Source organism: Burkholderia sp. BCC0506, assembly GCF_902833145.1.
Classification (GTDB): Bacteria; Pseudomonadota; Gammaproteobacteria; order Burkholderiales; family Burkholderiaceae; genus Burkholderia.
In genome coordinates, this window is record NZ_CADFEN010000010.1 from 33,469 (window position 1) to 57,808 (window position 24,340).

Annotated in this window: 23 protein-coding genes; 17 read left to right on the forward strand and 6 right to left on the reverse strand. The window is 67.8% G+C overall.

What is annotated here, in order from left to right:
• Positions 1 to 182: 182 nt before the first annotated feature.
• A complete protein-coding gene (locus HWX62_RS22490) occupies positions 183 to 1,466 on the reverse strand; it encodes a substrate-binding domain-containing protein (protein WP_175932529.1) in 1,284 nt (427 codons plus the stop codon).
• Positions 1,467 to 1,672: 206 nt separating this feature from the next.
• The gene (locus tag HWX62_RS22495) at positions 1,673 to 2,989 is read right to left on the reverse strand and encodes a substrate-binding domain-containing protein (protein WP_175932530.1); all 1,317 of its coding nucleotides are present in this window, start codon (positions 2,987 to 2,989) and stop codon (positions 1,673 to 1,675) included.
• Positions 2,990 to 3,652: 663 nt separating this feature from the next.
• On the opposite strand from HWX62_RS22495, the gene gspF reads away from it, so the two are divergent.
• Positions 3,653 to 4,870: a type II secretion system inner membrane protein GspF gene (gspF, locus tag HWX62_RS22500; RefSeq protein ID WP_175932531.1), complete on the forward strand. Its 1,218-nt coding sequence runs from the start codon at positions 3,653 to 3,655 to the stop codon at positions 4,868 to 4,870.
• Between the two features lie 8 nt (positions 4,871 to 4,878).
• Here the strand turns inward: gspF and HWX62_RS22505 are convergent, their stop codons facing one another.
• Positions 4,879 to 5,325 carry a general secretion pathway protein GspC gene (locus HWX62_RS22505; protein ID WP_175932532.1) on the reverse strand — a complete coding sequence of 149 codons (447 nt, stop codon included), beginning with the start codon at positions 5,323 to 5,325 and terminating at the stop codon, positions 4,879 to 4,881.
• A 61-nt stretch (positions 5,326 to 5,386) separates the two neighbouring features.
• Between HWX62_RS22505 and gspH the strand changes: the two genes are divergently transcribed.
• The 5 genes from gspH to HWX62_RS22530 all read left to right on the forward strand — a co-directional run bounded on the left by gspH (position 5,387) and on the right by HWX62_RS22530 (position 8,948).
• The gene (gspH, locus tag HWX62_RS22510; RefSeq protein WP_175932533.1) at positions 5,387 to 5,914 is read left to right on the forward strand and encodes a type II secretion system minor pseudopilin GspH; all 528 of its coding nucleotides are present in this window, start codon (positions 5,387 to 5,389) and stop codon (positions 5,912 to 5,914) included.
• A gap of 183 nt (positions 5,915 to 6,097) precedes the next feature.
• Entirely contained in the window at positions 6,098 to 6,844 is a 747-nt protein-coding gene (locus HWX62_RS22515) for a TonB C-terminal domain-containing protein (RefSeq protein ID WP_175932534.1), read from the forward strand.
• A gap of 6 nt (positions 6,845 to 6,850) precedes the next feature.
• Complete coding sequence (locus HWX62_RS22520) at positions 6,851 to 7,399, forward strand: RNA polymerase sigma factor (protein WP_175932535.1); 549 nt, start codon at positions 6,851 to 6,853, stop codon at positions 7,397 to 7,399.
• An 11-nt stretch (positions 7,400 to 7,410) separates the two neighbouring features.
• Positions 7,411 to 8,406, forward strand: a complete 996-nt coding sequence (locus HWX62_RS22525; RefSeq protein WP_175932536.1) for a FecR domain-containing protein — start codon at positions 7,411 to 7,413, stop codon at positions 8,404 to 8,406.
• Between the two features lie 263 nt (positions 8,407 to 8,669).
• A complete protein-coding gene (locus HWX62_RS22530; RefSeq protein ID WP_175932537.1) occupies positions 8,670 to 8,948 on the forward strand; it encodes a DUF4880 domain-containing protein in 279 nt (92 codons plus the stop codon).
• A 182-nt stretch (positions 8,949 to 9,130) separates the two neighbouring features.
• Here HWX62_RS22530 and HWX62_RS22535 read toward each other — a convergent pair whose 3' ends face one another.
• The gene (locus HWX62_RS22535; protein WP_175932538.1) at positions 9,131 to 9,943 is read right to left on the reverse strand and encodes a hypothetical protein; all 813 of its coding nucleotides are present in this window, start codon (positions 9,941 to 9,943) and stop codon (positions 9,131 to 9,133) included.
• A 158-nt stretch (positions 9,944 to 10,101) separates the two neighbouring features.
• Here HWX62_RS22535 and HWX62_RS22540 point away from each other — a divergent pair, with 158 nt between their 5' ends.
• Entirely contained in the window at positions 10,102 to 11,736 is a 1,635-nt protein-coding gene (locus HWX62_RS22540; protein WP_175932539.1) for a transposase, read from the forward strand.
• A 70-nt stretch (positions 11,737 to 11,806) separates the two neighbouring features.
• Here the strand turns inward: HWX62_RS22540 and gspK are convergent, their stop codons facing one another.
• On the reverse strand, positions 11,807 to 12,802 hold the full coding sequence (gene gspK / locus HWX62_RS22545) for a type II secretion system minor pseudopilin GspK (RefSeq protein WP_175932540.1): 996 nt from the start codon (positions 12,800 to 12,802) through the stop codon (positions 11,807 to 11,809).
• Between the two features lie 32 nt (positions 12,803 to 12,834).
• A complete protein-coding gene (locus tag HWX62_RS22550) occupies positions 12,835 to 13,398 on the reverse strand; it encodes a hypothetical protein (RefSeq protein WP_175932541.1) in 564 nt (187 codons plus the stop codon).
• Positions 13,399 to 14,027: 629 nt separating this feature from the next.
• Here HWX62_RS22550 and HWX62_RS22555 point away from each other — a divergent pair.
• From HWX62_RS22555 to HWX62_RS22600, 10 genes are all read left to right on the forward strand, one after another.
• The gene (locus HWX62_RS22555; protein WP_175932542.1) at positions 14,028 to 15,203 is read left to right on the forward strand and encodes a TIGR03032 family protein; all 1,176 of its coding nucleotides are present in this window, start codon (positions 14,028 to 14,030) and stop codon (positions 15,201 to 15,203) included.
• Positions 15,200 to 15,847, forward strand: coding sequence for an adenylyl-sulfate kinase (cysC, locus tag HWX62_RS22560; protein WP_175932543.1), 648 nt, complete (start codon positions 15,200 to 15,202; stop codon positions 15,845 to 15,847). Before HWX62_RS22555 ends, cysC begins: the two co-directional genes overlap by 4 nt.
• A 151-nt stretch (positions 15,848 to 15,998) precedes the next feature.
• A complete protein-coding gene (locus tag HWX62_RS22565) occupies positions 15,999 to 17,651 on the forward strand; it encodes a ShlB/FhaC/HecB family hemolysin secretion/activation protein (RefSeq protein ID WP_244136081.1) in 1,653 nt (550 codons plus the stop codon).
• A gap of 65 nt (positions 17,652 to 17,716) precedes the next feature.
• Positions 17,717 to 19,522: a MotA/TolQ/ExbB proton channel family protein gene (locus HWX62_RS22570; protein WP_175932544.1), complete on the forward strand. Its 1,806-nt coding sequence runs from the start codon at positions 17,717 to 17,719 to the stop codon at positions 19,520 to 19,522.
• A gap of 19 nt (positions 19,523 to 19,541) precedes the next feature.
• Positions 19,542 to 19,952 carry a biopolymer transporter ExbD gene (locus HWX62_RS22575; protein ID WP_027780971.1) on the forward strand — a complete coding sequence of 137 codons (411 nt, stop codon included), beginning with the start codon at positions 19,542 to 19,544 and terminating at the stop codon, positions 19,950 to 19,952.
• Positions 19,953 to 19,956: 4 nt separating this feature from the next.
• Positions 19,957 to 20,655 (forward strand): TonB family protein, encoded by a 699-nt coding sequence (locus HWX62_RS22580; RefSeq protein WP_175932545.1) that lies wholly within the window; start codon positions 19,957 to 19,959, stop codon positions 20,653 to 20,655.
• Positions 20,656 to 20,747: 92 nt separating this feature from the next.
• Positions 20,748 to 22,559: a putative porin gene (locus HWX62_RS22585; RefSeq protein ID WP_175932546.1), complete on the forward strand. Its 1,812-nt coding sequence runs from the start codon at positions 20,748 to 20,750 to the stop codon at positions 22,557 to 22,559.
• A gap of 12 nt (positions 22,560 to 22,571) precedes the next feature.
• Complete coding sequence (locus HWX62_RS22590; protein ID WP_175932547.1) at positions 22,572 to 23,252, forward strand: hypothetical protein; 681 nt, start codon at positions 22,572 to 22,574, stop codon at positions 23,250 to 23,252.
• A 59-nt stretch (positions 23,253 to 23,311) separates the two neighbouring features.
• Positions 23,312 to 23,884: a YbjN domain-containing protein gene (locus HWX62_RS22595; protein WP_175932548.1), complete on the forward strand. Its 573-nt coding sequence runs from the start codon at positions 23,312 to 23,314 to the stop codon at positions 23,882 to 23,884.
• Positions 23,881 to 24,300: a hypothetical protein gene (locus HWX62_RS22600; RefSeq protein ID WP_175932549.1), complete on the forward strand. Its 420-nt coding sequence runs from the start codon at positions 23,881 to 23,883 to the stop codon at positions 24,298 to 24,300. The genes HWX62_RS22595 and HWX62_RS22600 overlap by 4 nt, the downstream gene beginning before the upstream one ends.
• Positions 24,301 to 24,340: the final 40 nt, after the last annotated feature.

Below are 24,340 nucleotides of genomic sequence, written 5' to 3' on the forward strand. Positions count from 1 at the left end.
AAGTTGACGCGAGCTGTCGGTTCGATCGGTAGCTCGCGTTTTTATATTGTGTTGTGAAGACAGTTTCGTGATGCTGGCGACGCGAAAGCCGGCACTAACTGGACGAGTAAACAAAAAACCGCGCCCTTGACGATCCAGGGGCGCGGCAGAATTAACGGCGGAGCATCCGCCGTCAGATGGACTTAACGACCGACCACCGTACCCGTACAGACGCTCGCGTTGCCGATGTCGAGGTTGTAGCCGCTCGCGTTGCTCAGGAAGTCGTTCGAAATGGCCGTCTGGAAGTTCGATGGAATCGTGCCGAAACCGTTGCCGTGAACGATTGATGCGAAGCTGGCGTTCGTGTAGTGGTCGCTCAGGAAGTCATGCAGCGCCGTCTTGACGTTGGGATCCTTGTAGCACTGGCTCAGGACGATCTGGCTCGTGCCGACAACCGGATAGCCAGCGGCCGGATTGCCGATGTTCGGCACCCAGGCTACCGGGTCGGAAGCGGCAGTCTTATTGTTCGGCGCCGCAGCGGTACCGAGAGCCGTTGCTGCATTCGCGTACGTCGGCGCGTAGTACTTTCCGTCGATCGTGTTCACGAGGCTTGCCACCGACAGTTGCCCCGCGCCCGACGCTGTCGCGATCGTGCTCAACGGAGCCAGGTACGTGTTCGTATAATCCGGGCTCAGGTACGCGACCGCAGCGCCCGAGGATGACAAAAGGGCGCTGCGCACATCGGTTGCGCCTACGAAATTGGCTGGGACGCCCTTCGGGAACAAAGCCGCCAACGATCCCGTCTCGGCGAATGTGACGCCCGAAGCGGTATTGGACGGCGTACAGACGGCTGCCAGGTGCCGGGACAACCGCCTGTCTTCAGGACCGAAGGGAGGATAGATAACCGTGATCGGAGCGTTCAGGGCGTAGGCCAAACCTGTTTCGGGGTTGGTCACCTGGTTCCAGTCCGCGAGCTTGCCTGAGAAGATGCCGCAGAGATCATCGTCGTTCAGCGCGATGCTGTGTGCCTGATTCGGCGTCGTTTGTGGTGTCGTCGTGCTGGTCACGGCTGGGCCGTTGACGAGCGAAATCGCGATTGGTATAACGATGTACGGAATCTGGATCAGCGGGCCGTTAGTCGTGCCGAGCCCAGCCAGGTACGACGCGATTCCGGCTGTCGACAGAGATACGTCGCTGTTCCCGAAATCGACCGTGCCTGTGAGATTCGCGCTGAGTCTTGCCGGCTGATTGTTTAGGAACGCGATCTGGCCGGCGATCTGGCCGGCCGAATAGTACGTGAACGTTGCTTCGGCGGTACCGAACAGGCCGATTTCGGTCGTGGTGTTGCCGATCGCACCGATCATCGGCGCGACGAGTATCGAACCACCGCCTTGAACGAGCGGGCTCGCAGCCACCGCGGCCGTGGCGCTCATGCCCGAAATGAGAAGAGCGAGAACTTGACAGATCTTGCGCTTGCTAAATTTCATGAGAATTTCCTTGAGTGGAGACAAATGTGAATCCTGCTGACACGGCCGAATTGCATTGGTTTATGCGATAAATCGAAGACCCAAGGTAAATTCACATCAAAGCGAACTTCCGGCCAATTCAGGTATGCGACTGACGATTGAAAAAAATGCACCCTTGGTTTCCCAAGGGCGCAGTCGTGTCGGTCAGAAATCAGCCCGAAGATCGCTTAACGACCGACCACCGTACCCGTACAGACGCTCGCGTTCCCGATGTCGAGATTGAACGTGCTCGCGTTGCTCAGGAAGTCGTTCGAGATGGCCGTCTGGTAGTTCGACGGAACCGTGTCGAAGCCGTTGCCGTGAACGATCGACGCGAAGCTGGCGCTCGTGTAGTGGCTGTTCAGGAAGTCATGCACGGCCGTCTTGACGTTCGAATCGGCGTAGCACTGGCTCAGGATGATCTGGCTGGTGCCGGAAACCGGATAGCCCGATGCCGGCTTGCCCGCGTTGGGCACCCAGTTTGCCTGGTTGGAGGCGGTCAGCTTGGTCGTGGGCGGTGCGAACCCACTCAGCGCCGTCGATGCGTTCGCGTACGTCGGTGCATAGTACGTGCCGTTCGTCGCGTTCCGGAGGCTCGCCACCGGCAGTTGCGTTGCGCTGGCCGACGTCGTGACCGTGCTCTGCGGCGCGAGGTACGTGTTCGTGTAATCCGGGCTCAGATAGGCGACTGCGGCCGTCGTGGTCGACGTCGTCGTGGCGTACGTCACCAGCTGGTTGCGCACGCCGCCGCTACCCGAAGCCCCGACGAAATGCGAGCCCGACGGGAAGCCGGTCGGGAACGACGCCGTGAAGGTCGTCGAATCGGCGAACGTGACGCCCGGGGCGGTGTTGGCGGTCGTGCAGACGGCGACCAGGTGGCGGGTCAGCAGTTCGGTCGTGCCGCTGCTGTCCGAACGGTAGACGACGGTGATCGGCGCGTTCAGCGTATAGACCGAGCCCGTTTCCGGATTGGTGACCTGGTTCCAGTTCGTCAGCTTGCCCGAGAACACGCCGCACAGATCGTCGTCGTTCAACGCGATGCTGTGCGCTTGACCCGGCGTCGTTTGCGGCGTCGTGGTGCTCGTCACGGCCGGGCCGTTGACGACCGGAATCGTGATCGGCGTGACGATGTACGGGATCTGGATCAGCGGGCCGTTGGTCGCGCCGAGGCCGGCCTTGTACGACGTGAGCTGGGCGGTCGACAGCGCCGCATCGCTGTTCGCGAAGTGAACCGTGCCCGTGACCGTCGAGCCGAAGTACGTCGGCTGGTTGTTCAGGAATGCGTTCTGGCCGGCGCCCGAGCCGACCGAGTAATACGTGAACGAGCCTTCGGCGGTGCCGAACAAGCCGATTTCGGTCGCGGTGTTGCCGATCGCGCCGATGGTCGGAGCGACGAGCGACGAGCCGCCGCCTTGAACGTTCGGCGAGGCCATCGCGGCCGCCGCGCCCAGACCGGAAACAACGAGAGCGAGGACTTGACAGATCTTGCGCTTGCTGGATTTCATGAGAAATTTCCTTGAACGAAGATAAACGGGAACCCCTGCTGTTGCGGTTGGAATGCTTATGGACCGCCGGGTAAATGTAGGTGGAAATCCGAATGACGCGTGTGAATTTTTCATAACGAATGGTGCGTAACATTTTTATCGGGAAAGTCATTGCGTTATTCGAATTGATAAAGTGCGGGGCGGCGCGTCATTCGGCACAAGCCGGAGTGTCCAGATACTGGGATTTAGCCGAAATCGTTCGGTGGGTCGTGCGCGGAAGCCCGCGTGAGGCTTGATGGAAGCTGTTGATGCAGCACGCGGGCCCGCGCAGTGCTATCCCAACTTCAAGGCGGTTTCGTGGCGGATGTTACGGAACATTCTGCACGTCGATGAATATCTTCCGTTTTGATGTATTTATCTCGCTTTTGGCGAGAATCTGTAAATGGAAGGTTGGTGGCGGGTGCGGGTATTTAAAATAACGACGATTAATTGGTTGGATAAGATTGAAATCGTTTTTACGTTATAAGAATAACGACCCGGGTAATAAGACCCGCCAAAAAAGGTAGCCCAACATCCGTCACAAATCTGCGCTGGTTCGCTCCGTAGTCTTCCCCCGGCGACTCTGTCCGGCAAGCTGCGCGACGTCATCGGAAGCAGTCGCGCACGTGACAGGAGAACATCGGCATGTCGGCATTCCGCTACGAAGCGATCGATCCCACCGGCCGCACGCTGAAAGGCGTGCTCGAAGCCGACAGTGCGCGCGCCGGCCGCAGCCATCTGCGCACGCAGGGGCTCACGCCGCTCGTCGTCGAACTCGCCGCGCAGCGCCTGCACGGCGAGCGCCATCAACGCTTGTCGCTCGGCCGCAAGCTGTCGCAGCGCGAGCAGGCGATCATCACGCGCCAGCTCGCGAGCCTGCTCGTCGCAGGCCTGCCGCTCGACGAATCGCTGTCGGTGCTGAGCGAGCAGGCCGAGCGCGAATACGTGCGCGAGCTGATGGCGTCGATCCGCGCGGAAATCGTCGGCGGCCATTCGTTCGCGAATGCGTTGAGCCAGCATCCGCGCGATTTTCCGGAGATCTACCGCGCGCTCGTCGCGGCCGGCGAGCACACGGGCAAGCTCGGCATCGTGCTGTCGCGCCTGGCCGACTACATCGAACAGAGCAACGCGCTGAAACAAAAGATCCTGCTCGCGTTCACGTACCCGGGCATTGTCACGCTGATCGCGTTCGGCATCGTCACGTTCCTGTTGAGCTACGTGGTGCCGCAAGTGGCCAACGTGTTTACCAGCACGAAGCAGCAACTGCCGACGCTGACGGTCGTGATGCTCGCGCTGTCGGACTTCGTGCGGCACTGGTGGTGGGCGTCGCTTGCGGCGACGGTCGCGATCGTCTATGCGATCCGCAAGGTGCTGTCGCGCGACGCGCCGCGGCTCAGGTTCGACGCGTGGGTGCTGACCGCGCCGCTCGCCGGCAAACTCGTGCGCGGCTACAACACGGTGCGCTTCGCGAGCACGCTCGGCATTCTCACCGCGGCCGGCGTGCCGATCCTGCGCGCGTTGCAAGCGGCCGGCGAGACGTTGTCGAACCGTGCGATGCGCGCGAACGTCGACGACGCGATCGTCCGCGTGCGCGAAGGCTCCGCGCTGTCACGCGCGCTGGCGCACACGAAGACGTTTCCGCCGGTGCTCGTGCACCTGATCCGCTCGGGCGAGGCGACGGGCGACGTGACGACGATGCTCGATCGCGCATCCGAAGGCGAGTCGCGCGAGCTGGAACGCCGCACGATGTTCCTGACGAGCCTGCTCGAACCGCTGTTGATCCTCGCGATGGGCGGCGTGGTGCTCGTGATCGTGCTCGCGGTGATGATGCCGATCATCGAGCTGAACAACATGGTGCAGTGATGCGCGGCTCAGCGCACGAACGCGTTGGCCTTCTCCGCGGCGGGCAGCGCGATCTCGCGTTGCATCCCGTTGCGATCGACGACGATCGAACGCGCGCGCACCTCGACGAGCTTCGCGGCTTCGCCGAGCGCCGCGCCGAGCGACACGACGCGCGATGCCTCGCCGCCGATGCTGACGATCGCCGCCGCGCGGCGCGCATCGAACGCGAGCACGCCGAGCAACTGAATGGCATCGCGGCCGTCGTCGGGTTTCGCGCCGAACAGCCGTGCGCCGGCCGCCACGTCGATCGGCGCGGGCGGCGGTGCAAGCGCCGCGACCGGCGCATCGGCGGCGCTCAGTACACGCACGGCCCACAGCGACACGGCGGCGAGCGCTGCGGCGGCGGCGAACGTCGCCGCGAGCGGCACGAGATCGGCGCGGGACGGCACGATGCGAAGCAGGTCGAGCGGTTTCATGGCGACAAGTCGATGCGATGGACGGAAGACGTTTTCCATTCTTTGCCGCGAGGGTGAATGCATGATGACGGGCCTCAACGAAACGCGAACGTCGTACGCCGGCCGGTCGTGTCGATACACGCGTCGCGGCGCGCAACGCGGCTTCACGCTGCTGGAGATGCTCGTCGTGCTCGTGATCGTCGGGCTGCTGGTCGCGGTCGTGACGCTCGCGCCGTCGCGCAATCGCCGCACCGATCTGGCGGAGGAGGCGCAGCGTCTCGCGAACCTGCTCGAATCGGCCGGCGACGAAGCGCAGGTGCGCTCGACGCCGATCGCATGGCAGCCGGTCGGCGGCGGCTATCGCTTCGTGCAGCGCACCGAAAGCGGCGGCTGGGCGCCGATGACCGACGATCTCTATCGTGCACGCCGCTGGGGCGCCGAGGTAACGGGCGTGTCGGTGCGCTACACCGGCGGCGGCGACGTGCCGTCGCGCGTGGTGCTCGGCAGCGAAAGCATCGACGTGCCGGTGACGATCACGTTGTGGTCCGGCGACGTGCGGATGGCCGTGGTCGGCACGGGCATCGGCAACTTCGTCGTGCGCCGGCCTTGAGCGACGTTTGACGCCGGGCGCGAACGCGACGGGCGAACGCGTCCGGATCGAATCGCGCCGCGGCATGCTTCACCTGACTGTCACAGTGCCCGCGCACAATCGGTCGTTCGCTTGCGACGGAGCCGCTCACGGGGGCGTGTGCTTCGGCACGCGGCGTGCAACTCCACTTCCGTCCAGGGATTCATGACTCGTTCACGGGCGCCGACCGGTGTCCTGGCGCTCGTCGCGTGGCTCGCGTTCGCCGTGCTGTGCATGCGCGGCGCGCACGCGCAGGAGACCGGTTCCATCGGCCGTCAGCCGGGCAGCGCGGTGCATTTCGATCTGCCCGCGCAGCCGCTCGCGAAGGCGTTGCAGGATTTCGCGCGGCTTACCGAGCTGATCGTGCTCGCACCGGCGCCGTTGCTCGACGGGCGCACGAGCGCGCCGGTCCAGGGCGATTTCGCGCCGCGCGACGCGCTCGAGCGGATGCTGGGCGGAACGGGGTTGCGTGCGGCATTCTCGCGTCCGGACGAAGCGATCATCGTCGCGCAGCCGGCCGCCGAGACGCCGCCCGCGGCGGCCGACACGCCGGCGGACCCGGCGCTGCCGATCGACGGGATCGGCGATTCCGGCGAGCGGCGCGCGTTCGCGGGCCTGCTGCAGGCGCATCTGATCGATGCGCTGTGCGCGCAGCCGGCAGCCGTGCCGGGCAGCTATCGACTCGTCGCGCAGGTGCGCATCGACAACAGGGGGGCGGTGGTGGCGGTCAACATGGTGGCATCGAGCGGTTCGGCCGCCCGCGACGCGGCGGTGATGCGCGCGCTGCGCGCGCTGAAGCTGGACGACGGGCCGCCGGCGGACCTGCCGCAGCCGGTCACGATCCTGCTGCGCCCGGCCGGCAACGGCGTGCATTTCCGTTGCCCGGCGCCGCAGCCGGCCGTTCGGGGCTAGGCCGCCATGTCCGACAGCAACCGCTCCGGGCTCAGGCATCTGCTGGCGACGCGCTACGCGTACCTGGTCAGGCGGCTCGAACGCGTGACGGGGTCGAAGGACGGCGCCGCCGACGCGCTGCACGAAACCTGGCTGCGCCTCGAGAACGCGAACGTCTCCACGCAAGTGACGAACGCGGACGCCTATATACTCGGGATGGCGAACAATGTCGCGATCGACCAGCATCGGCGCGAACGGCGGCACCTGCATGACGACGACGTCGAGACGCTGATGGAAATGCCCGACGAACTCGCCGATCCCGAGCGCATCGTCGCGGCGCGCCGCAAGGTCGAGACGCTGAAGGACGTGCTGCGCGGCCTGCCGCCGCGGCGCCGCGCGATCCTGCTGGCCGCTCGCGTGGACGGCCTGCTGAACCGCGAGATCGCCGAGCATTTCGGTATCTCGCTGCGGCTCGTCGAAAGCGAGCTGAGCGCGGCGATGAAGTACTGCCTGCAGCGCATGCAGGAAGACGGCGATTCGTACACGGGCACGCGAGGCGGCCCGCGCAAATTTTGAGCATCCGGACGATGACGAAAGCCCAGGCCCACCCTGCCCACGACGAACTCGACGAAGCGAGTGCGTGGCTGCTGCGTCTGCGCTCGGGAGAAGCGGGCCAGGCCGAAGCCGATGCGTTCGAACGCTGGTGTGCCGATCGTCCGCAAGCCGCCGATCTGCTGCGCGACACGTGGGGCGCGCTGCGTACGGCGGCGACCGAGCTCGCGCACGAGGAGCGCGCGGCGGCGGCCTGGGCAGAGGTTGCCAAGCGCGAGCGCACGATGCGCACCGGGCGCCGCGCGTTCCTCGGCTTCGCGGTCGCGGCCGGCGCGTCTTGGCTCGCGGTGCGGCCGCCGATGCAACTGTGGCCGTCGCTTGGCGACATCGCGGCCGACTACCACACGGGCACCGGCGAGCAGCGCAGCGTCGCGCTGTCGTCGCGCGTGACGGTCGAACTCAATACGCAGACGCGTCTCGACGTGCTGCCCGCGGGCGATGCCGCGCATGGCGTCGAAGTGGTCGCCGGCGAGGCCGAGATCGACGCGGTCGCACCGCCGGCCGGCCGCGCGACGCCGATCCAGCCCGTCACCGTGATCGCGGGCGGCGGCCGCATGCGGGCGACGGTCGCGCGCTTCAACGTGCGGCGCACGGGCACGCAGGTCTGCGTGACCTGCCTGTCCGGCACGGTCGCGCTCGAGCATCCGCGCGGCGCGCGTACGCTGAACGCCGACGATCAGGTCGTCTACGACGATCGCGGCGTGCAGCCGGTGTCGCGAATCGATCCGGTCGCCGTCAGCGCGTGGCGGCGCGGCATGCTGGTGTTCAACGGCGTGCCGCTGTCGGACGTCGTCGACGAGATCAACCGCTACCGGCGCGGCAAGGTCATTCTGCGTAGCGCGTCGCTCGGCGCGAACCGGATGCAGGCGCAGTTCCCGATCACGCGGCTCGACGACGTGATCGACATGGTCGGCAGCCTGTACGGCGCGCACATCACGCGCTTGCCCGGCAACATCGTGCTGCTGAGCTGACGCGGCTTCCCGCGTCGTCTGCTGTCCTTCCTTCTTCCTCGTTTTCGCCAGGCGGCCCGTTCGCCCGCGGGGCGGCCCGCGCTGCGGGTTACGGCCCGTCGATACGACTTTATCCATGAGGGCCGGCAAACGTCGGGCTGTCGTTCGCGATGGCCTGGCGGGGCGTCGTCGGACCCGAGGCGTGGGTGGCAAGCGCCCCGGCCGCGCGGTGATGCGCGGAGCGGGGAAAGTGTGTCGAATGAGCTTCGGGCGGTGGCGTGATCATGAACGAATCGCAGCGGGATATGGATTCCGGCGACGCGGACACGCGTGCCGACGCAATCCGCGAGGGCGCGGTGCGCTGGCTGCTGTGGCTGCGCGCCGGCGATATGACCGGACAGGAACGAGACGCTTTCGGGCGCTGGCGCGCGCAGAGCGACGAGCACGCACGCACGGTGCGCGAGCTGATCTGGATGTGGGCCGTGCTGGAGACGGTCGGTCGGCAGGAATCCGGCGAGCCGGGCGGGCCTGCTGGGCCTCGTGGGCCGACGCGCGCGCATTAGGGCCGGCGCACGTGCGTTATTGACGTGAACGGACCCGGCCCCGGCGCACGTGCGTCGCAAGAAAGTCTGCGGGTTAGGCGTGCCCGCTTCGACCTTGTATACGAGAGAGCGAGGGGGTCGTGCAGCGGGGCCGAGAGGCGGAGACGGGATCCGGGAGCCGGAATGGGCGCCCGGATCGCCGTTCACGCTCGCGGGTCGGCGCGTGCGCCGATCCAGGCGGCGTCGAGCGGATCGTCGGCGTCGCGCAGCGGCTCGCGCAGAAACGGAAAGCGTTCGACGAACGGTGCGGATTCTTGCAGGGCCACGATATGGTTGACCATCCATTGCAGCAGTTCGCCGCCGCGCCGGACCTGTTCCGGGCGCCAGTCCGGCATCGTCGAGAAGAGCGCGGAGAAGCCGCTCCAGCGCGACGGTCGGTCATTGTCGCCGGGCCGGAAATAGGTGTTCATCGCGACGTCGTTCCCGTCGGTCAGCGTGCCCGCGAACAGCCCGTGCGGCGTCGGCACGCCGATCTGTTGCCAGCCCTCCGCGAGGGCGAGCGCGCGCATCGCGCGCGCCGCGACGAACGCGATGCGCGTCTCGTGCTCGATTTCCGCCAGCGACATCACGCCGTTGCGCTGCATGCAGCGCGCGACCGCGTGCGGCCGGATCACGTTCGACGCGAAGCTGCGCAGCACGAGGTCGGGCACCGTCAATTGCAGCTGGAATTCGCGCAAGCCGTGCTCGACGCTCATCGTCGAGAAATGGACGAACAACCCTTCCGCACGACCGAGCGCGCCGACGTACGGTTCGAGCCCGAGGCGCACGAGTTTCGGCGCGATCTGGCGTTCGAGCAACCGCAGCAGGTTACGGCGATTGCGCACGCCCTTGAAGTCGTCGAGGCCGCGCGTGACGACGTCGCTGATCTCCCAGCGGCGCTCGTCGGCGACGAGCCGCGGGGAGCCGCTCAGGTCGAACCGGGCGCGGCCGTGCGCCACGCGGGGGTCTACGTACATGCCGGTGCCTCGTGCATCGATTGCGGGCGGACCGTCGCGACGGCGCGTCGTCGCGCGGATCGGGTCGCCCACGATGCTGCGGGGTCGATCGCGCGCCGTCAAGTGCGAATGCGGTTGCGGCGGCCCGTGCGATCGATCCCGCAGCGTGGGGTCGCCCGATGATGCGCACGATCGTGGAACGCTTCGTCGAGCAGAGCCCGATGACGATCATGGCGCGGCTCGTGCTGCAATGCGCGCTGCACGACGACTGGGTCGGCGCTGACGCGGGCGCTCGCGACGAACCCGACGGCGAGTCGATCCGCGAGGCGCTGTTTGCCGCTGCCGTCGACGCGATCGCGACGATTGCCGCGTGGCAGCGCGGGCCGGACGCCGCCCCCGCCGCCGCGCCGGGGCCGGGTGCGGCCGTGACGGCGCTGCACGATTGCATGAGCCGCTGGCGGCCCGGCTGGGGGCGGGCGCTGGCCAGGGACAGCGTCGAGCTGCTGCTGCCGGTCGCGTCGGTGCGCAACGTCGACGGTGCGCGTGCGGTCGACGGGATGCGGCTGCGCGTGCTGGATGGGGCCGCCGGGGCCTGCGCACCGCGGGCCGACGGTTGCGATTGCGGGCGGGCGTGCGACGACCCGGCGCGCGATGCGGCGGCGGGCGGTGCGCGCGTCCTGCCGGTCTACGATCCGGAGCTCGGGATGATCGTCGACCTGCTGCCGTGCGAGCGCGGCCGGTCGCACGAGCGCGCGTTCGTCGGCGCGCTGCTTGAAACGGTCCGGCCCGGCGAGCTGTGGATCGTCGACGGACGCTTCGATACGGACGCGATCCTGTCCGGCTGGCCGCGCCGCGGCGGCGCGTTCGTGCTGCGCGAATACGGCTGTTCGGCGGCATGCCGGCCGCTTGGCGACTGGCGGGATGCCGGCGTGTTCGGCGCCGGGCGCGTTCGCGAACAATCGGTCGGGATGGCCGGCGAAGGCGGCGTGTCGGGCGCGTTGCGGCGGATCGAATGGCACGGCGCCGACGCGCCCGGCGAGATCGTCACGCTGCTGACCGATCTGCCGGCCGAGCGGTTCGACGCGCCGCAGGTCGTGGCACTGTCGCGCCGGCGCTGGCGCGACGCGTTACCGCTGGCGCTCGAGCCTGTCGCGGGCGCCACGCCGTTCGGCGCCGTGCCTGCGCGCGCGGCGCTGCTGGCGAGCGGGATCGCCGCGTTTGCCTACAACGCGTTCAGCGTGATGACGCGCGTCGTCGGCGGCGCGCTCGATCTCGATGCGCGTGACGTCGCGCGCCTGCCGTCGCTGATCGCCGACGGCGTGATGGCCACCTATGCGGGGATGATGATCGCGCTGCCGCCGGACTGGTGGGCGCGTTACGACCGGTTGCCCGCGACGACGCTCGGCCAGATCGTGCACATGCTAGCCGCGCACGTCGACCCGCGCAGCGAGCGGCGGCGCCGCCGCGACAGCCGGCTCTCCGCGAAGTCGCAAGCGTTGCTGCGCGCGGCGACGCTCGAGCGCCTGATGCACGACGACGGCGACGATCCGGCCGCGAACGTGTTCAGCCTGCGCACGATCGCGATGGCGACGCGCGACTTCAGCAGCAATCCGTCGAAGGCGCTGCGGCACGCGGGCGAGGCGCTGGTGATGGTCACCAAGTACAACCGGCCGATCGCGCTGCTCGTGTCGATCGACGACTGGAACCGGCTGCTGGGCGAAGTGCGCGAGACGAGCTTCACGCGGTTGTCGTTCGATGCGGCGGCGTCGCAGGGCCTGCGCCCGGTGACGTTGAGCGAATCGTCGCTGAACTAGTCTGCGCCGCCGGTCTCGCGTTGCCGATCCGGCCCGGCGTTCGCCGCGCGGGCGCATGCTGCCTCCGGCGTCAACGCGTCAGCCGCCGCACCCAGATGACCGACGTCCACGCGAAATTGCCGCTGCCGTAGCGCGCGATCAGCGTGTCGATGCGCGCGTTGATCCGTGCGGAATGCACGCGGCAGTGCACGATGAAATAGCCGCTGTTCACGCCGACGGCCGAGCCGTCCGGCAGCGTCGGGTTGCCGCCCTGCGCGGGCAGCAGGTATTCGGCGATGTCGCCGGTGCTGACAAAGTAGGCGGTCGCGCGCCGGTCGACGAGCCGCTTGGCCTGGCTTGCCGACAGCGTCGGAATCGCGGCGACGAGCACGGGTTCGGCCGCGGTGTTCGCGTTGACGACGGTCAGGTCGGGCAGGATCGTCACGAACGGCGCGAGCGTATCGATCGCATGCGCGTCGTAGCCGGGAATGCGCGCGAGATCGTCGACGGACACGAGCTGCAGCGGCCAGCCGCCCGGGCCGTTCGCGTCGCGCAGCGAGCGCAGCATGTAGTCGGCCGTCGGCTGCGCGAGCGCCGGATCGAGCGACAGCTGGACGAGCAGGCGCCGGTACGCCAGCACACCCTCGCCATTGGACTGCCACGGCTTGCCGGGCGCGACGCGCGACACGAGGTTCATGAGGTTGAAACGCGCTTGCGCGTCCTCGACGCTGCCCGAGATCGACGCGCGCGCCAGCTCGGCGTTGACCGCCAGCGCGTCGGCCGGCAGCAGGTCCGAGAGCGGCACGTCGGCGACCGGCGCCGACCACGTCTGGCCGACGAACGTCACGTTCGACGTCGCGCTTTGCGCGCGCAGCGTCGCACGTGCCCACTCGACCGCGGCACGCTCGATCCACATCGTCTGCGTCGCGAGCCGCTGGTTCTCGACGTCGCGCGTCGCGACCTGCTGACGCCACAGCACGCTGGCCGCGAGCGTGGCCGCCAGCGCGACGACGAGCAGCACCGTCACGATCGCGATGCCGCGTTCGCGTCGCGCGTCCGCCGTCCCGGCTTTCCCGTATCGATGCATTCGCGTGCCCCCGCAGTGTCGGCGCGGCGCGCTCACACTTCGAACGCCAGCCACGCATGCGCGATGCTCGCATGCGCGGATGACGTGACGCCGAACAGCGCGGTGAGCCCCGCGACCCCGCATGCGAGCGCCGCCGGACGCATGCCGTCGGCGGCAAGCGGGCCGACGAGGCTGGTGATCGCGTGCGAACGCCACAGCAGCAGCACGAACAGCGTGCAGCCGACGGCCATCGCGATCGCGAACATGTGCGCTGCGACCGCCGGGCGCCGGGTGAACGGCGTGCGGTGATGGCGCTGGTTCGTCGCGACGATCGCGACCCCGTTTGTGACCGGTACGATCGCCATCGCGAGCGCCCAGAACAGCGGCTGGTCGCTCGACGGGTTGATCAGCAGCAGCGTGCCGATCATCCAGATCGGCGGCGCGAGCAGCGTGAGAACGGACCACGACAGCAACTGCCACGCGAGCCACGGCGCGCGCCAGCGCAGCGGCGGATTCGACGCGGTATGAGCGACGCGCGGGCGTAACCGGCCCGCCATTCCGGCGGTGCCGGAGAACCGCCCGGCGAGCCACCGCACGAGCATCGTGGCGAATGACATGGAGTGTCCTGTCGTTGACTGTGTTCCGTTCTCAATAGCTAGGACGAAGCGGGCGGCTGCAAGCCGCAGGATTTCGTCCGGGCATGCGGTCTTCGGTGCGGCGTAAACGGTCCCGACGTTCGCGCCCCGTGTTGCGCGCGTGTTTCGTGAATATCTTCAGCGGAATGTCACAAAAACTTCCCGGTTGAAACCGGAGGATTGTCGGGCCGCACGCCGGCCCGTCGCGTTTTCGCTGGCGGGCCGTCCGGACGGCGACTCGTTTGCGGGCGGTCCGTATGCAACGGCGGGCAGCCGTTGCGCCGCACGTCGGCCAGGCAACGACACGTACACGAAACGAGGGCCACGCAAGGTCATGCACCGCGTCTCGCGAGTCTTGCGCGAGGGGCGGCTGCGCGCGCATGGCAGGCCGCGTGCGTCGATCGTCTGCCCCGTGCCGGCGGATCGGTCGACGTCACGTGAAAAAACATTGCGGCAATGCGCGCTTCGTTCCGTCTAGGTAGGTGGGAGCTGCGACTCGATGCGCCGTATGCGGCCCCGTCCGCGGTCGACGCTCGTGCGTCGGGCCCGCGGGCGGGAGCACGCGGACACGGGCAATTTTTCTCATCAGGCGGCGTGAAGCCGACAGGTGCATGACAGTGGAACAGTTCGAGGAAACCCGGCCGGCGGGCGAAAGCGGCGCGACGACGGACGACGTATCGGCGCGACAGGCGGAAGCGCTGTCGCCGGTCATCAACCTGCGCGATACGGGGCGCTTTCTGCAGGTACTCGAGGCGCTCGAGTGTTCGCTGGCGGTGAGCCGCCGCCCGTCCGGGGTGGCCGTGATCGGCGTCGACGACGGCGTGCCCACGCTGTCCGCGTGCCTGTTGCCGCGCTCGATGGGGATGGCCGTGTCGGGCAACCGGCTCGCGGTCGCGACGATGCACGAGCTGATGGTGTTCGCCAACGTGTCGACACTCGCGCCGCACTATCCGGCCCGCCCGAATCACTACGACGCGATGTTCGTGCCGCGCATGTCGTATTACACGGGCGATCTCGACCTGCACGACATGGCGTTCGACAAGCAGGTGCTGCTCGCGGTCAACACGCGCTACTCCTGCATCAGCGTGATCGACGGCTATTTCAACTTCACGTCGATCTGGCAGCCGCCGTTCGTGACGGAGACCACGCCGGACGATCGCTGCCACCTGAACGGCATGGCGTTCGCCGACGGCAAGGTGCGGTTCGCGACGGCGCTCGGCATGAGCAACGCGCCGTTCGGCTGGCGCAGCGGGATGGCGAGCGGCGGCATCGTGATGGAAGTGCCGTCCGGCCGGATCGTCGCATCGGGGCTGTCGATGCCGCATTCGCCGCGCTTGATCGGTGGGCGCCTGCATGTGCTCGAAGGCGGCCGCGGCCACGTGCTTCAGATCGACCCGCAATCCGGTGCGCGGCGCGTACTTGCGAGGCTGCCGGGCTTTACGCACGGTCTCGCCGAGTACGGGGGCGTGCTGTTCGTCGGGCTGTCGAAGCTGCGCGACAAACGCGGTCCGCAGGGGTTGCCGATCGAAAGCGAATCGGATGCGCTGGTGGCAGGAGTCGCCGCGCTCGATGCGAACACCGGCGACGTGCTCGGCATCCTGCAGTTCTTCAACGGCGTCGACGAGATCTTCGACGTGCAGGTGATTCCCAACGTGCGGCGTGCCGAAATCCTGAGCCCGCATCAATGGGCCGAGACGCCGTCGATCGTGACGATGCAGGGCGGCTTCTGGCAGACGCGCCCGCGCGAGGACGACGAACCCGCGAACGCGGCGGAGCGCGTGCGATGAAGAACGATCGTTGCGGGTTTTCCGGTGTCGTTTCGTCCTTATCGGTAGATGCGACTCGCACGGGGCGGGGCGTGTCGCCGCAGCGGGCCGGCGGGGTGTTGTGGCTCACGGGGTTGTCGGGCGCGGGCAAGACGACGTTGGCCGATGCGGTGGCGGCGCGACTGCGCGACCGACGCGTGCATCCGGTGGTGCTCGACGGCGACCGGCTGCGGACGGGGTTGAATCGCGACCTCGGTTTTACGGTGCAGGATCGCTTCGAAAACGTGCGGCGCATCGCCGAAGTCGCGGCACTGACGAGCGAATCCGGCGCGCTGGCGATCGTCGCGGTCATCTCGCCGCTGGCGGCGATGCGCGACGCGGCGCGAGCGATCGTCGGGCCGGCATTCCGTGAAGTGTATGTGAGCACGTCGCTGGCCTGCTGCGAGGCCCGGGATCCGAAAGGGCTGTATGCGAAGGCGCGGTGCGGCGGGCTGCCGGAATTCACCGGGGTTTCGGCGCCGTATGAGGCCCCGGTGGCAGCCGATCTCACGATCGACACCGGCCGCGTATCGCTCCGGGCGTGCGTCGATATGCTGCTGCAATTCGCGGCGACGCAGTTCGGTTTTCAGGCCGATGGGCAGGCGGCGCTGACGCGCCACGGCTGAGTTCGGATCGACGGTGTAAAAAGCATTGCGTGGCTCATGATAAGGATGGCGAATCAATCGTCATCAAAGTGAAACAGGTAGCTGATAACGGAGCGGGCGGCGGGTTCACGACAGCTTCGCCGCGGTCCGGAACAACAAAGGGGAATGGCGCATGCCGCCGAGAGTAGACCGCAAGTCACGCGCACGATGGCGGCTGAATGGCCGATGCCTGGCTGGCGCCGTGCTGGCCGGAGGATTGAGCGTCGCGCCGGGCATTCATGCGCAGGAAGCCGAGCCGGCCGCGAAGCCGGTACCGGCCGCGCCGCAGTCGTTCGACGTGAATGCCTTCGTGGTGCGCGGCAACACGACGTTGCCGGCGCTCGAGATCGAGAAGGCCGTGTATTCGTTCGAAGGGCCGGGCCGCACGCTCGCCGACGTGAACGCGGCCCGCGATGCGTTGCAGAAGGCGTACCAGGATCGCGGCTACCAGTCGGTCGTCGTCGAACTGCCGCAGCAGCAGGTGAAGAACGGCGTGATCCTGCTGAAGGTGACCGAGGCGAAGGTCGGGCGCCTGCGCGTGGACGGCGCGCAATACAACTCGCCGCAGAACATCCGCGACGCGGTGCCCGCACTCGCCGAAGGCCAGGTGCCCGATTTCAACCAGGCACAGCAGCAGCTCACCGACCTGAACCGCTCGGCGGATCGCCAGGTGATTCCGGTGCTGAAGCCGGGCGTGTTGCCGCAGACGGTCGACGTCGACCTGAAGGTCGACGATCACAGCCCGCTGCACGGTTCGCTCGAACTGAACAACGACAACAGCCCCGGCACGTCGACGCTGCGTACGACCGCGAATCTCAGCTATTCGAATCTGTGGCAGCTCGGCCATGTGCTTTCCGGCACCTACGTGATCGCGCCGCAGCATCCGAACGATGCGCGCGTCTACGCGTTCTCGTATCTCGCGCCGATCAAGGATTCGCGCTGGAGCTTCCTCGCGACGGTCGTGCATTCGGACAGCAACGTCGCATCGGTCGGCAACACCAACGTGCTCGGCAAGGGCACCACGTACGGCTTCACCGCGATCTATTCGCTGCCGGCGACGGACATCTACGCACATTCGGTCAGCATCGAGATCGACCGCAAGCACTACGACGAAGACGTGTCGCTGCCGGGCCAGGGCGGCTCGACGGCGCCGCTCACGTACGTGCCGGTGACGCTGTCGTACAACGGCCAGTTGAGCCTGAAGAACTCGCAGACGTCGTTCTCCGCCTCGCTGACGACGAACATCCGCGGCCTCGGCAGCGACTGGGGCGCATGGGACAACAAGCGCTACAACGCGACGCCCGATTTCGTGTACGGCAAGTTCGACGTGAACCACACGCAGCGCTTCGCGAACGACATGCAGGCCAATGCGCACGTGAACGCCCAGATCTCGAACTCGCCACTCGTGTCGAGCGAGCAGTTCTCGGCCGGCGGGATGAACAGCGTGCGCGGCTACATGCAGGCCGAGGACACGGCCGACAGCGGCGTGATCGCGTCGCTCGAGCTGCGCAGTCCGTCGCTCGCGAAGTGGCTCGGCGGCGCGGTCGGCAGCCGCGTGAACGAGTGGCGCTTCCATGCGTTCTTCGACGCGGCGCACCTGTGGCTGCTGAGCCCGCTGCCGGAGCAGACGTCGCGCTTCAACCTGATGAGCGTCGGCGTCGGCACGCGGCTGCAGCTCATGAAATACGCGAGCGCGGATTTCGAGGCTGGCTGGCCGTTGAAGGCGGGCGTCTATACGCGGCAGTACAGCCCGCGGTTCGATTTCTACGTAAGGCTGGGGTTTTGACGGATTTTTTGATCGCGGCGGCGCGATGCGACGAGCGCGGCGCCCGCCCATTCGGGGAGTGGATCGTGAAGCGAGTCTTGTTTTTCCTGTTGGCGGTGATGCTCGGCGTGCTGCCCGGCATCGCCAATGCTTGGTGGCAGAACGACTGGTCGTACCGGAAGGCGATCACGATCGACGCGAGCCCGAAGGGCGCGAACCTCGCGGAGTCGGCCGGCCGCGTGCCGCTGCTGATTCGCCTGCATTCCGGCAACTTCCAGTTCGACGGGCTGGCCGACAACGGCGCCGATATCCGCTTCGTCGCGGCCGACGACAAGACGCCGCTGAACTTCCATGTGGAGCAATACGATCCGGTGCTCGGCGTCGCGCTGATATGGGTCGACATCCCGAAGATGCCGGCCGGCGCCGCGGAGTCGATCTGGATGTACTACGGCAACAAGAAAGCGCCGGACGGCGGCAAGCCGGCCGAGACGTTCGACGCCGACTACACGCTCGTCTATCACTTCAACGGCGCGGCCGGCGCCCCGCCGAAGGACGCGACCGCGTACGGCAACAACGCGCAGAACGCATCGTTGCGCACGGTCGAGGACGGCATCGTCGGCAAGGGTGCGCGGTTCGACGGCACGGGGTCGCTGACGCTGCCGGCGAGCGCGTCGCTGAATGTGCCGGCCGGCGGCAGCTTCACGTTGAGCGCGTGGGTCAAGCCGTCGGCGCTCGCGCCGAACACGCTGCTGTACAGCCGTCGCGACGGCGCGAACGCGCTGTTGATCGGCCTCGACAACGGCGTGCCGTTCGCGGAAGTGGACGGTGCGGCCGGCAATCCGGCGCCCGTGCGCACGCCTGCCGCGCCGCCCGTCGCCGCGAACCAGTGGACCCATCTCGCCGTCACGGCCGACGGCAAGAGCCTGACCGTCTACGTGAACGGCAAGCAGGCCGCGCAGGTCGCGGCGGCGCTGCCCGCGCTGAACGGCGCGGCGACGATCGGCGCGGACGTCGCCGGCGCGCCGGCCGGGTTCGCCGCCTACTCGGGCGCGCTCGACGAACTGCGCCTGTCGAAGATCGCGCGTTCGCCTGCCTCGATCGCGGTCGACGCGCTCGCGCAGGGCTCGGAATCGAAGCTGGTCGCGTACGGCGCCGACGAGAAGCAGTCGGGCTTCGGTTTCGGCTACTTCGGCGTGATCGTGCAGTCGGTGACCGTCGACGCGTGGGTCGTGATCACGATCCTGCTTGGCATGGCGCTCGTGTCGTGGATCGTGATGTGGACCAAGGCGCGCTATGTCGGCACCGTCGACAAGGCGAACCAGTACTTCGTGCAGCGCTTTCGCGAAGTGGCCGGGCGCCACCTGGTCGGCCTCGCGCATGTCGACGAAACGAGCGCGGACGGCCGCCGGCTGTACCAGTCGTCGCTGTACCGGCTGTACAAGGCCGGCGTGCACGAGATCCACAGCCGCGTGGACGGCAACGGCCGCACGGTGATCACGTCCGAATCGATCGAGGCGATCCGCGCGTCGATGGACGCGACGCTCGTGCGCGAGAACCAGCGGCTGTCGAAATCGATGGTGCTGCTGACGATCGCGATCTCGGGCGGCCCGTTCCTCGGCCTGCTCGGCACGGTGGTCGGCGTGATGATCACGTTCGCGGCGATCGCCGCGGCCGGCGACGTGAACGTGAACGCGATCGCACCGGGTATCGCGGCCGCGCTGCTCGCCACCGTCACGGGCCTGTTCGTCGCGATTCCCGCGCTGTTCGGCTACAACTACTTGCTGATCCGCAACAAGAACGTGACCGCGAACATGCAGGTGTTCGTCGACGAATTCGTCACGCGCCTCGCGGAAGCGCATCGCGCGCCCGACCACGCCGTGCTGGCCGACTGATCGCACGCAGGAGACCACCATGCAGGTTCAGGACGACGACAAGCCGTACGACGACATCAACATCACGCCGATGCTCGACCTCGCGTACGTGCTGCTGATCATCTTCATCATCATGACCACCGCGTCGGTGCAGGGCATCAAGGTCGACCTGCCGAAGGCGAGTTCGTCCGCGAGTCTCGCGAAGCCGAAGACGAAGGCGATCACGGTCGCCGATTCGGGGCAGGTGTTCCTCGATGCGTACCCGGTGACGATGGACGAACTGGAAAGCCGGTTGCGCACCGAGAAGGCGACCAATCCGGAATTCCCGATCGTGCTGAAGGGCGACGCGGCCGTGCAGTACCAGAAGGTGATGGACGTGCTCGACCTGCTGCGCCGCCTCGACCTGTCGCAGGTCGGCCTCGTGACCGGCAAGGCGAAACAGGGCGGCTGACGCGATGGAAATGACCTATAACGGCGGTCCGCCGCAGAAAGGCCCCGGCCGCTTCGTGAGGCCGGTGGCGATCGCGCTCGTGCTCGCGGGGCTGGCGGCGCTGATCTGGCATTTCGCCGGCGATACCGCGGGCGTGAAGCGCGCGAGCGCGCCGCAGGTGACGACGGTGATCCCGTTGCCGCCGCCGCCTCCGCCGCCGAAACAGAAGCCGCCGCCCGAGAAGGTGAAGGAAGAGGTCAAGACGCCGGTCGAGCGGCCGACGATCGCGCCGAAGCCGTCGGAAGCGCCGAAGCCGTCGGACAACCAGCCGAAGCAGATGACGATGAATGCCGATGCGCAGGCCGGGACCGACAACTTCGGCATCGGCGCGGGCGACGGCTCGGGCATGGTCGGCAGCGGCGGGGGCGGCAAGTTCGGCAACGCGAGCTACGCACAATACATGGTGTACGTGCTGCAGCGTGCGATCGAACAGGACAAGGGCGTGCAGGAGGCCGGCGGCGCGCGCTTCGCGGGCAGCCTGAACCTGTGGATGGATGCGTCGGGGCGAATCACGAAGGTGACGATCGCGCAGTCGACCGGCGACGCGAAGATCGATGCGGCCGTCGTCGCGGCGGTGGAGGCGCTCGGCAAGGTCGACGAGGCGCCGCCGCCAGCCACCTCGTATCCGGTGCTCGTCAAGCTCCAGGGCCGCAAGCCGGCATGACGATGCACGCCGGAGATCACGAAAGAATCATGGGGCGGCGCCGTTGCATGGACGCTGCCGGAAAAGAAACGAAAATTGTTCGGAGTGCTTCGATGATTCGGAAGATGAACGGACGGGGCGGCGTGCCCCGCAACGGCGCGCCGCCCGCGCGCCTGTCGCGCGTCGGCGCGGCGGTGCTGACGCTCGGGCTGACGTGCGCGTCCGCCGCACAGGGGCAATCGCTCGAGGCGCAGGCCGCAACGGGGAAGGCCGCGCCGACCGAGAGCGTGGTGATCAACCTGATCAACCTGCTCGTCAAGCGCGGCGTGCTCACGCAGCAGAACGCGAACGAGCTGATCAGCGAAGCGCGCACGGAAGCGGTGCAGGCGAGGTCGGCACGCGCGTCGGGCGCACCGGTCGTGGCGGGCGGCGTGGTCAATCCGCCGACGCAGCCGGGCGACGTCGCGGTGCCGTACGTGCCGCAGCTCGTGCGCGACCAGATCCGCGACCAGGTGAAGCAGGAAGTGATCGCGCAGGCGAAGGCCGAGAACTGGGCGCAGCCGAACACGTTCCCCGACTGGGTATCGCGCATCAAGCTCGACGGCGACCTGCGCGTGCGCGACGAGTATCACTTCTACGGCAGCCGCAACGCGAACAACGTCACGAACTTCGCGGCGATCAACCAGGGCGGCGGGTTCGACATCAACCCGAACACCAACACGACGCAGTTGCCGACGCAGAACACCACGCAGAACCGCAACAACCTGCTGCGCTACCGCGCGCGGCTCGGCGTGACGGCGACGCTGTCCGACGAAATGACGGCCGGCATCCAGCTTGCGAGCGGCAACGACAACGGGCCGGTATCGACCACGGCGACCGCAGGCGGCGGCTTCGCGAAGAAGAACATCTGGCTGAACAAGGCGTTCTTCTCGTACAAGCCGACCCCGTGGCTGAACCTGACGGCCGGCCGTTTCGACAACCCGTTCTTCAAGTCGGACCTGGTGTTCTCCGACGACCTGATGATGGACGGGCTCGCCGCGAACCTGCGCCATGCGCTGCCGTGGAATCCGGACGTCACGCTGTTCGGCACGCTCGGCGTGTTCCCGATCCAGTACACGAGCGAGAACTTCCCGTCGAACAGCACCGACAAGGCCGGCAGCGACACGAAATGGATGTTCGGCGCGCAGTTCGGCGCGGACTGGAAGATCGATGCGAAGAACCGGCTGCGCGGCGCGGTCGCGTACTACGACTTCCAGAACATGCGCGGCACGCTGTCGTCGCCATGCGCGCTGTATCTCGGCGCGACGAGCTGCAGCACGGACAACGAGGCGCCGGCGTTCATGCAGGGCGGCAACACGCTGATCGCGCTGCGCAACATCGTGCAGAACCCCAATCTCGCGCCCGGGATGACGCCGCAGCCGCAGCTCTTCGGGCTCGCGTACAACTATCGGCTGCTCGACCTGAAGGCGCAGTGGGACACGATGGTGGCCGACCGCTTCAAGCTGCGCCTGGACGGCGAATACGTGCGCAACCTCGCGTACAACGACAACAAGGCGTTCGCGGCGGCGTCGCTGCCCGTCAACAACTACGAGTCGACGTCGGTGAACGCGACGCGCGCCGACTACCGCAGCGGCCCGAACGGCTTCCTCGCGAAGGCGACGGTCGGCGAGCCGGAACCGCGCGAGAAGGGCCAGTGGAATTTCTCGATCGCCTACAAGTACCTGCAGCCGGACGCCGTGCTCGATGCGTTCAACGATCCCGACTTCCATCTCGGCGGCACCAACGCACGCGGCTACGTGATCGGCGCCGCGTATGCGGTCGCGCGCGACACGTGGGTGTCGGCCCGCTACCTGAGTTCGAAGGAAGTGTACGGGCCGCCGGTGTCGATCGACGTGCTGCAGATCGAGCTCAATGCCCGCTTCTGACCGGAGCCGCGAATGAACACGACCACTCGCACGATGCTGGCGGCCGCCGTGGCCGGCGCGCTGCTGTTCGCGGCCGGCGGCGCGCACGCGCAGAGCATCGAGGACAAGCTGCGCAGCCAGTTGCGCTCGACCGTGCAGGAGCTGCGCCAGTTGCAGGACAGCCAGGCGCAGTTGCAGAGCGACAAGGCGGCGGCCGAGAAGCAGCGCGACGATGCGCTTGCGCAACTGAAGGCGATGCAGGGGCAGCGTGCCGCGGCGCGCGGCGACTCGGGCGCCGAGGCGGCCGCGAAGCGCGCACTCGCGCAGGAGCGGGCCGGCCGCGAGCAGGACGCGAAGTCGCTGGCGAAATACAAGTCCGCCTACGAGGACCTGCTCGCCGTGTCGCGCGCCCGCGATGCGCAGCACACGCAGCTGGAGAAGGACGTCGCCGCGCGTGACACGCAACTGAAAACCTGCCAGGCACACAATGCCGAGCTGTATCGCGTCGGGCACGAGATTCTCGACGCGTACGAGCATGTCGGGATCGGCACGTTCCTCTCGTCGCGGCAGCCGTTCGCGCAGTCGGCGCGCGTCAAGTACGACGATCTCGCGCAGCGCTACGGCGATGCGCTGTATGCGGGCAAGTACGACCCGGCTGCACGTTCGGCCGCTGCTGCCGCGGCAGCACCGGCTTCGGCGGCGAGCGCACCGTGAGCGCGCGGACCGATACCGCTTTGGAATCCATTGATTCGTCGATTACGAGGGACACAAACATGCAAGAGACACAACCGAACGCCCGCGCCGAGCGCGCGGCACACGATGCGCCGATCGAGTCGATCAGCGCGGATCGCCTGGCCGACGTGTTGCGCGGTGCGGGCTACCGCGTGACGGCCGCCGAGCAGAACGGCGCGGTGCAGCTGATGAGCGCGAGCCAGGGTATCGGCTTTGCGGTGCGCTTCGGCAACCCGGCAGCGCCGCTCGCGCCGCAGGGTGCCGACACGCCGCTCGCCGCGCTGCCGTACATCGATTACACGCTGTCGTGCGTGCTGCAGGTGCAGGGCGAGTTGCCGGCCGAACTCGTCGCGGACTGGAACCGCACCAAGCGCTTCGCGCGTCTCGCGAGCCACGGGCAGTTTCTCGCGCTGGAGATGGACGTCGTCGTCGCGGGCGGCGTGTCCGAGCGCTATCTGCGTTCGACGATCGAGCTGTGGGATCGGCTGATCCAGGAATTCCTGCTGCACCTGCGCAACCGCCCCGCGATGGCCGAGCAGGAAGCGGCGGCGCGGGCCGCGGCCGGTGAAGCGCACGCCAAGGCCGCACCCGTCGAGGCGGCCGCGCAATCATGAGCGTCGCGCGCCGGCTCGACGCCGCGCTGCGCGCGTTGCTGCCGGGCCGCGGGCGATCCGGGGCGACGGCCACGCGTGACGCGCCTGCCGCGTGGGGCAGGTACGCGCAACACGTCGCGCAGTGGCTGCAGACGGTGCTCGATGGCGACGATGCGGCCGCGAGCCGCCTGCGCGCGGACGTCGAGCGCTGGGCCGACGCGCGGGCCGATGCCGGCGACGACGGGCCCGTGCTGCCGGTGCGCGCGTGGCTCGACCGGCGCGGGCGGGTGACGCGCGTCGACTGCGCGGCGGCCGGCCAGACGGCGCTCGGCGCCGCACTGCACGCAGCGCTTGCCGGCAGGGAGATCGGCCTCGCGCCGCCGCGCGGGATGACGCAACCGCTCGTCCTGCGCGTGACGCTGGCGGGCGCACGCTGATGCGGCGTGCGCGTTTGAAGGAAGCAATCGAGAGGGCAGT

Bases quoted from the DNA above. Each gene is read 5' to 3' on its own strand.
- HWX62_RS22495 (WP_175932530.1), bottom strand. From the start codon at position 2,989: ATGAAATCCAGCAAGCGCAAGATCTGTCAAGTCCTCGCTCTCGTTGTT.
- HWX62_RS22595 (WP_175932548.1), top strand. From the start codon at position 23,312: ATGCAAGAGACACAACCGAACGCCCGCGCCGAGCGCGCGGCACACGAT.
- HWX62_RS22515 (WP_175932534.1), top strand. From the start codon at position 6,098: ATGACTCGTTCACGGGCGCCGACCGGTGTCCTGGCGCTCGTCGCGTGG.
- HWX62_RS22525 (WP_175932536.1), top strand. From the start codon at position 7,411: ATGACGAAAGCCCAGGCCCACCCTGCCCACGACGAACTCGACGAAGCG.
- HWX62_RS22490 (WP_175932529.1), bottom strand. From the start codon at position 1,466: ATGAAATTTAGCAAGCGCAAGATCTGTCAAGTTCTCGCTCTTCTCATT.
- HWX62_RS22600 (WP_175932549.1), top strand. From the start codon at position 23,881: ATGAGCGTCGCGCGCCGGCTCGACGCCGCGCTGCGCGCGTTGCTGCCG.
- HWX62_RS22550 (WP_175932541.1), bottom strand. From the start codon at position 13,398: ATGTCATTCGCCACGATGCTCGTGCGGTGGCTCGCCGGGCGGTTCTCC.
- gspK (WP_175932540.1), bottom strand. From the start codon at position 12,802: ATGCATCGATACGGGAAAGCCGGGACGGCGGACGCGCGACGCGAACGC.
- gspH (WP_175932533.1), top strand. From the start codon at position 5,387: ATGATGACGGGCCTCAACGAAACGCGAACGTCGTACGCCGGCCGGTCG.
- cysC (WP_175932543.1), top strand. From the start codon at position 15,200: ATGAAGAACGATCGTTGCGGGTTTTCCGGTGTCGTTTCGTCCTTATCG.
- HWX62_RS22505 (WP_175932532.1), bottom strand. From the start codon at position 5,325: ATGAAACCGCTCGACCTGCTTCGCATCGTGCCGTCCCGCGCCGATCTC.
- HWX62_RS22535 (WP_175932538.1), bottom strand. From the start codon at position 9,943: ATGTACGTAGACCCCCGCGTGGCGCACGGCCGCGCCCGGTTCGACCTG.
- HWX62_RS22565 (WP_244136081.1), top strand. From the start codon at position 15,999: ATGCCGCCGAGAGTAGACCGCAAGTCACGCGCACGATGGCGGCTGAAT.
- HWX62_RS22540 (WP_175932539.1), top strand. From the start codon at position 10,102: ATGATGCGCACGATCGTGGAACGCTTCGTCGAGCAGAGCCCGATGACG.
- HWX62_RS22575 (WP_027780971.1), top strand. From the start codon at position 19,542: ATGCAGGTTCAGGACGACGACAAGCCGTACGACGACATCAACATCACG.
- HWX62_RS22580 (WP_175932545.1), top strand. From the start codon at position 19,957: ATGGAAATGACCTATAACGGCGGTCCGCCGCAGAAAGGCCCCGGCCGC.
- HWX62_RS22555 (WP_175932542.1), top strand. From the start codon at position 14,028: ATGACAGTGGAACAGTTCGAGGAAACCCGGCCGGCGGGCGAAAGCGGC.
- gspF (WP_175932531.1), top strand. From the start codon at position 3,653: ATGTCGGCATTCCGCTACGAAGCGATCGATCCCACCGGCCGCACGCTG.
- HWX62_RS22590 (WP_175932547.1), top strand. From the start codon at position 22,572: ATGAACACGACCACTCGCACGATGCTGGCGGCCGCCGTGGCCGGCGCG.
- HWX62_RS22530 (WP_175932537.1), top strand. From the start codon at position 8,670: ATGAACGAATCGCAGCGGGATATGGATTCCGGCGACGCGGACACGCGT.
- HWX62_RS22520 (WP_175932535.1), top strand. From the start codon at position 6,851: ATGTCCGACAGCAACCGCTCCGGGCTCAGGCATCTGCTGGCGACGCGC.
- HWX62_RS22585 (WP_175932546.1), top strand. From the start codon at position 20,748: ATGATTCGGAAGATGAACGGACGGGGCGGCGTGCCCCGCAACGGCGCG.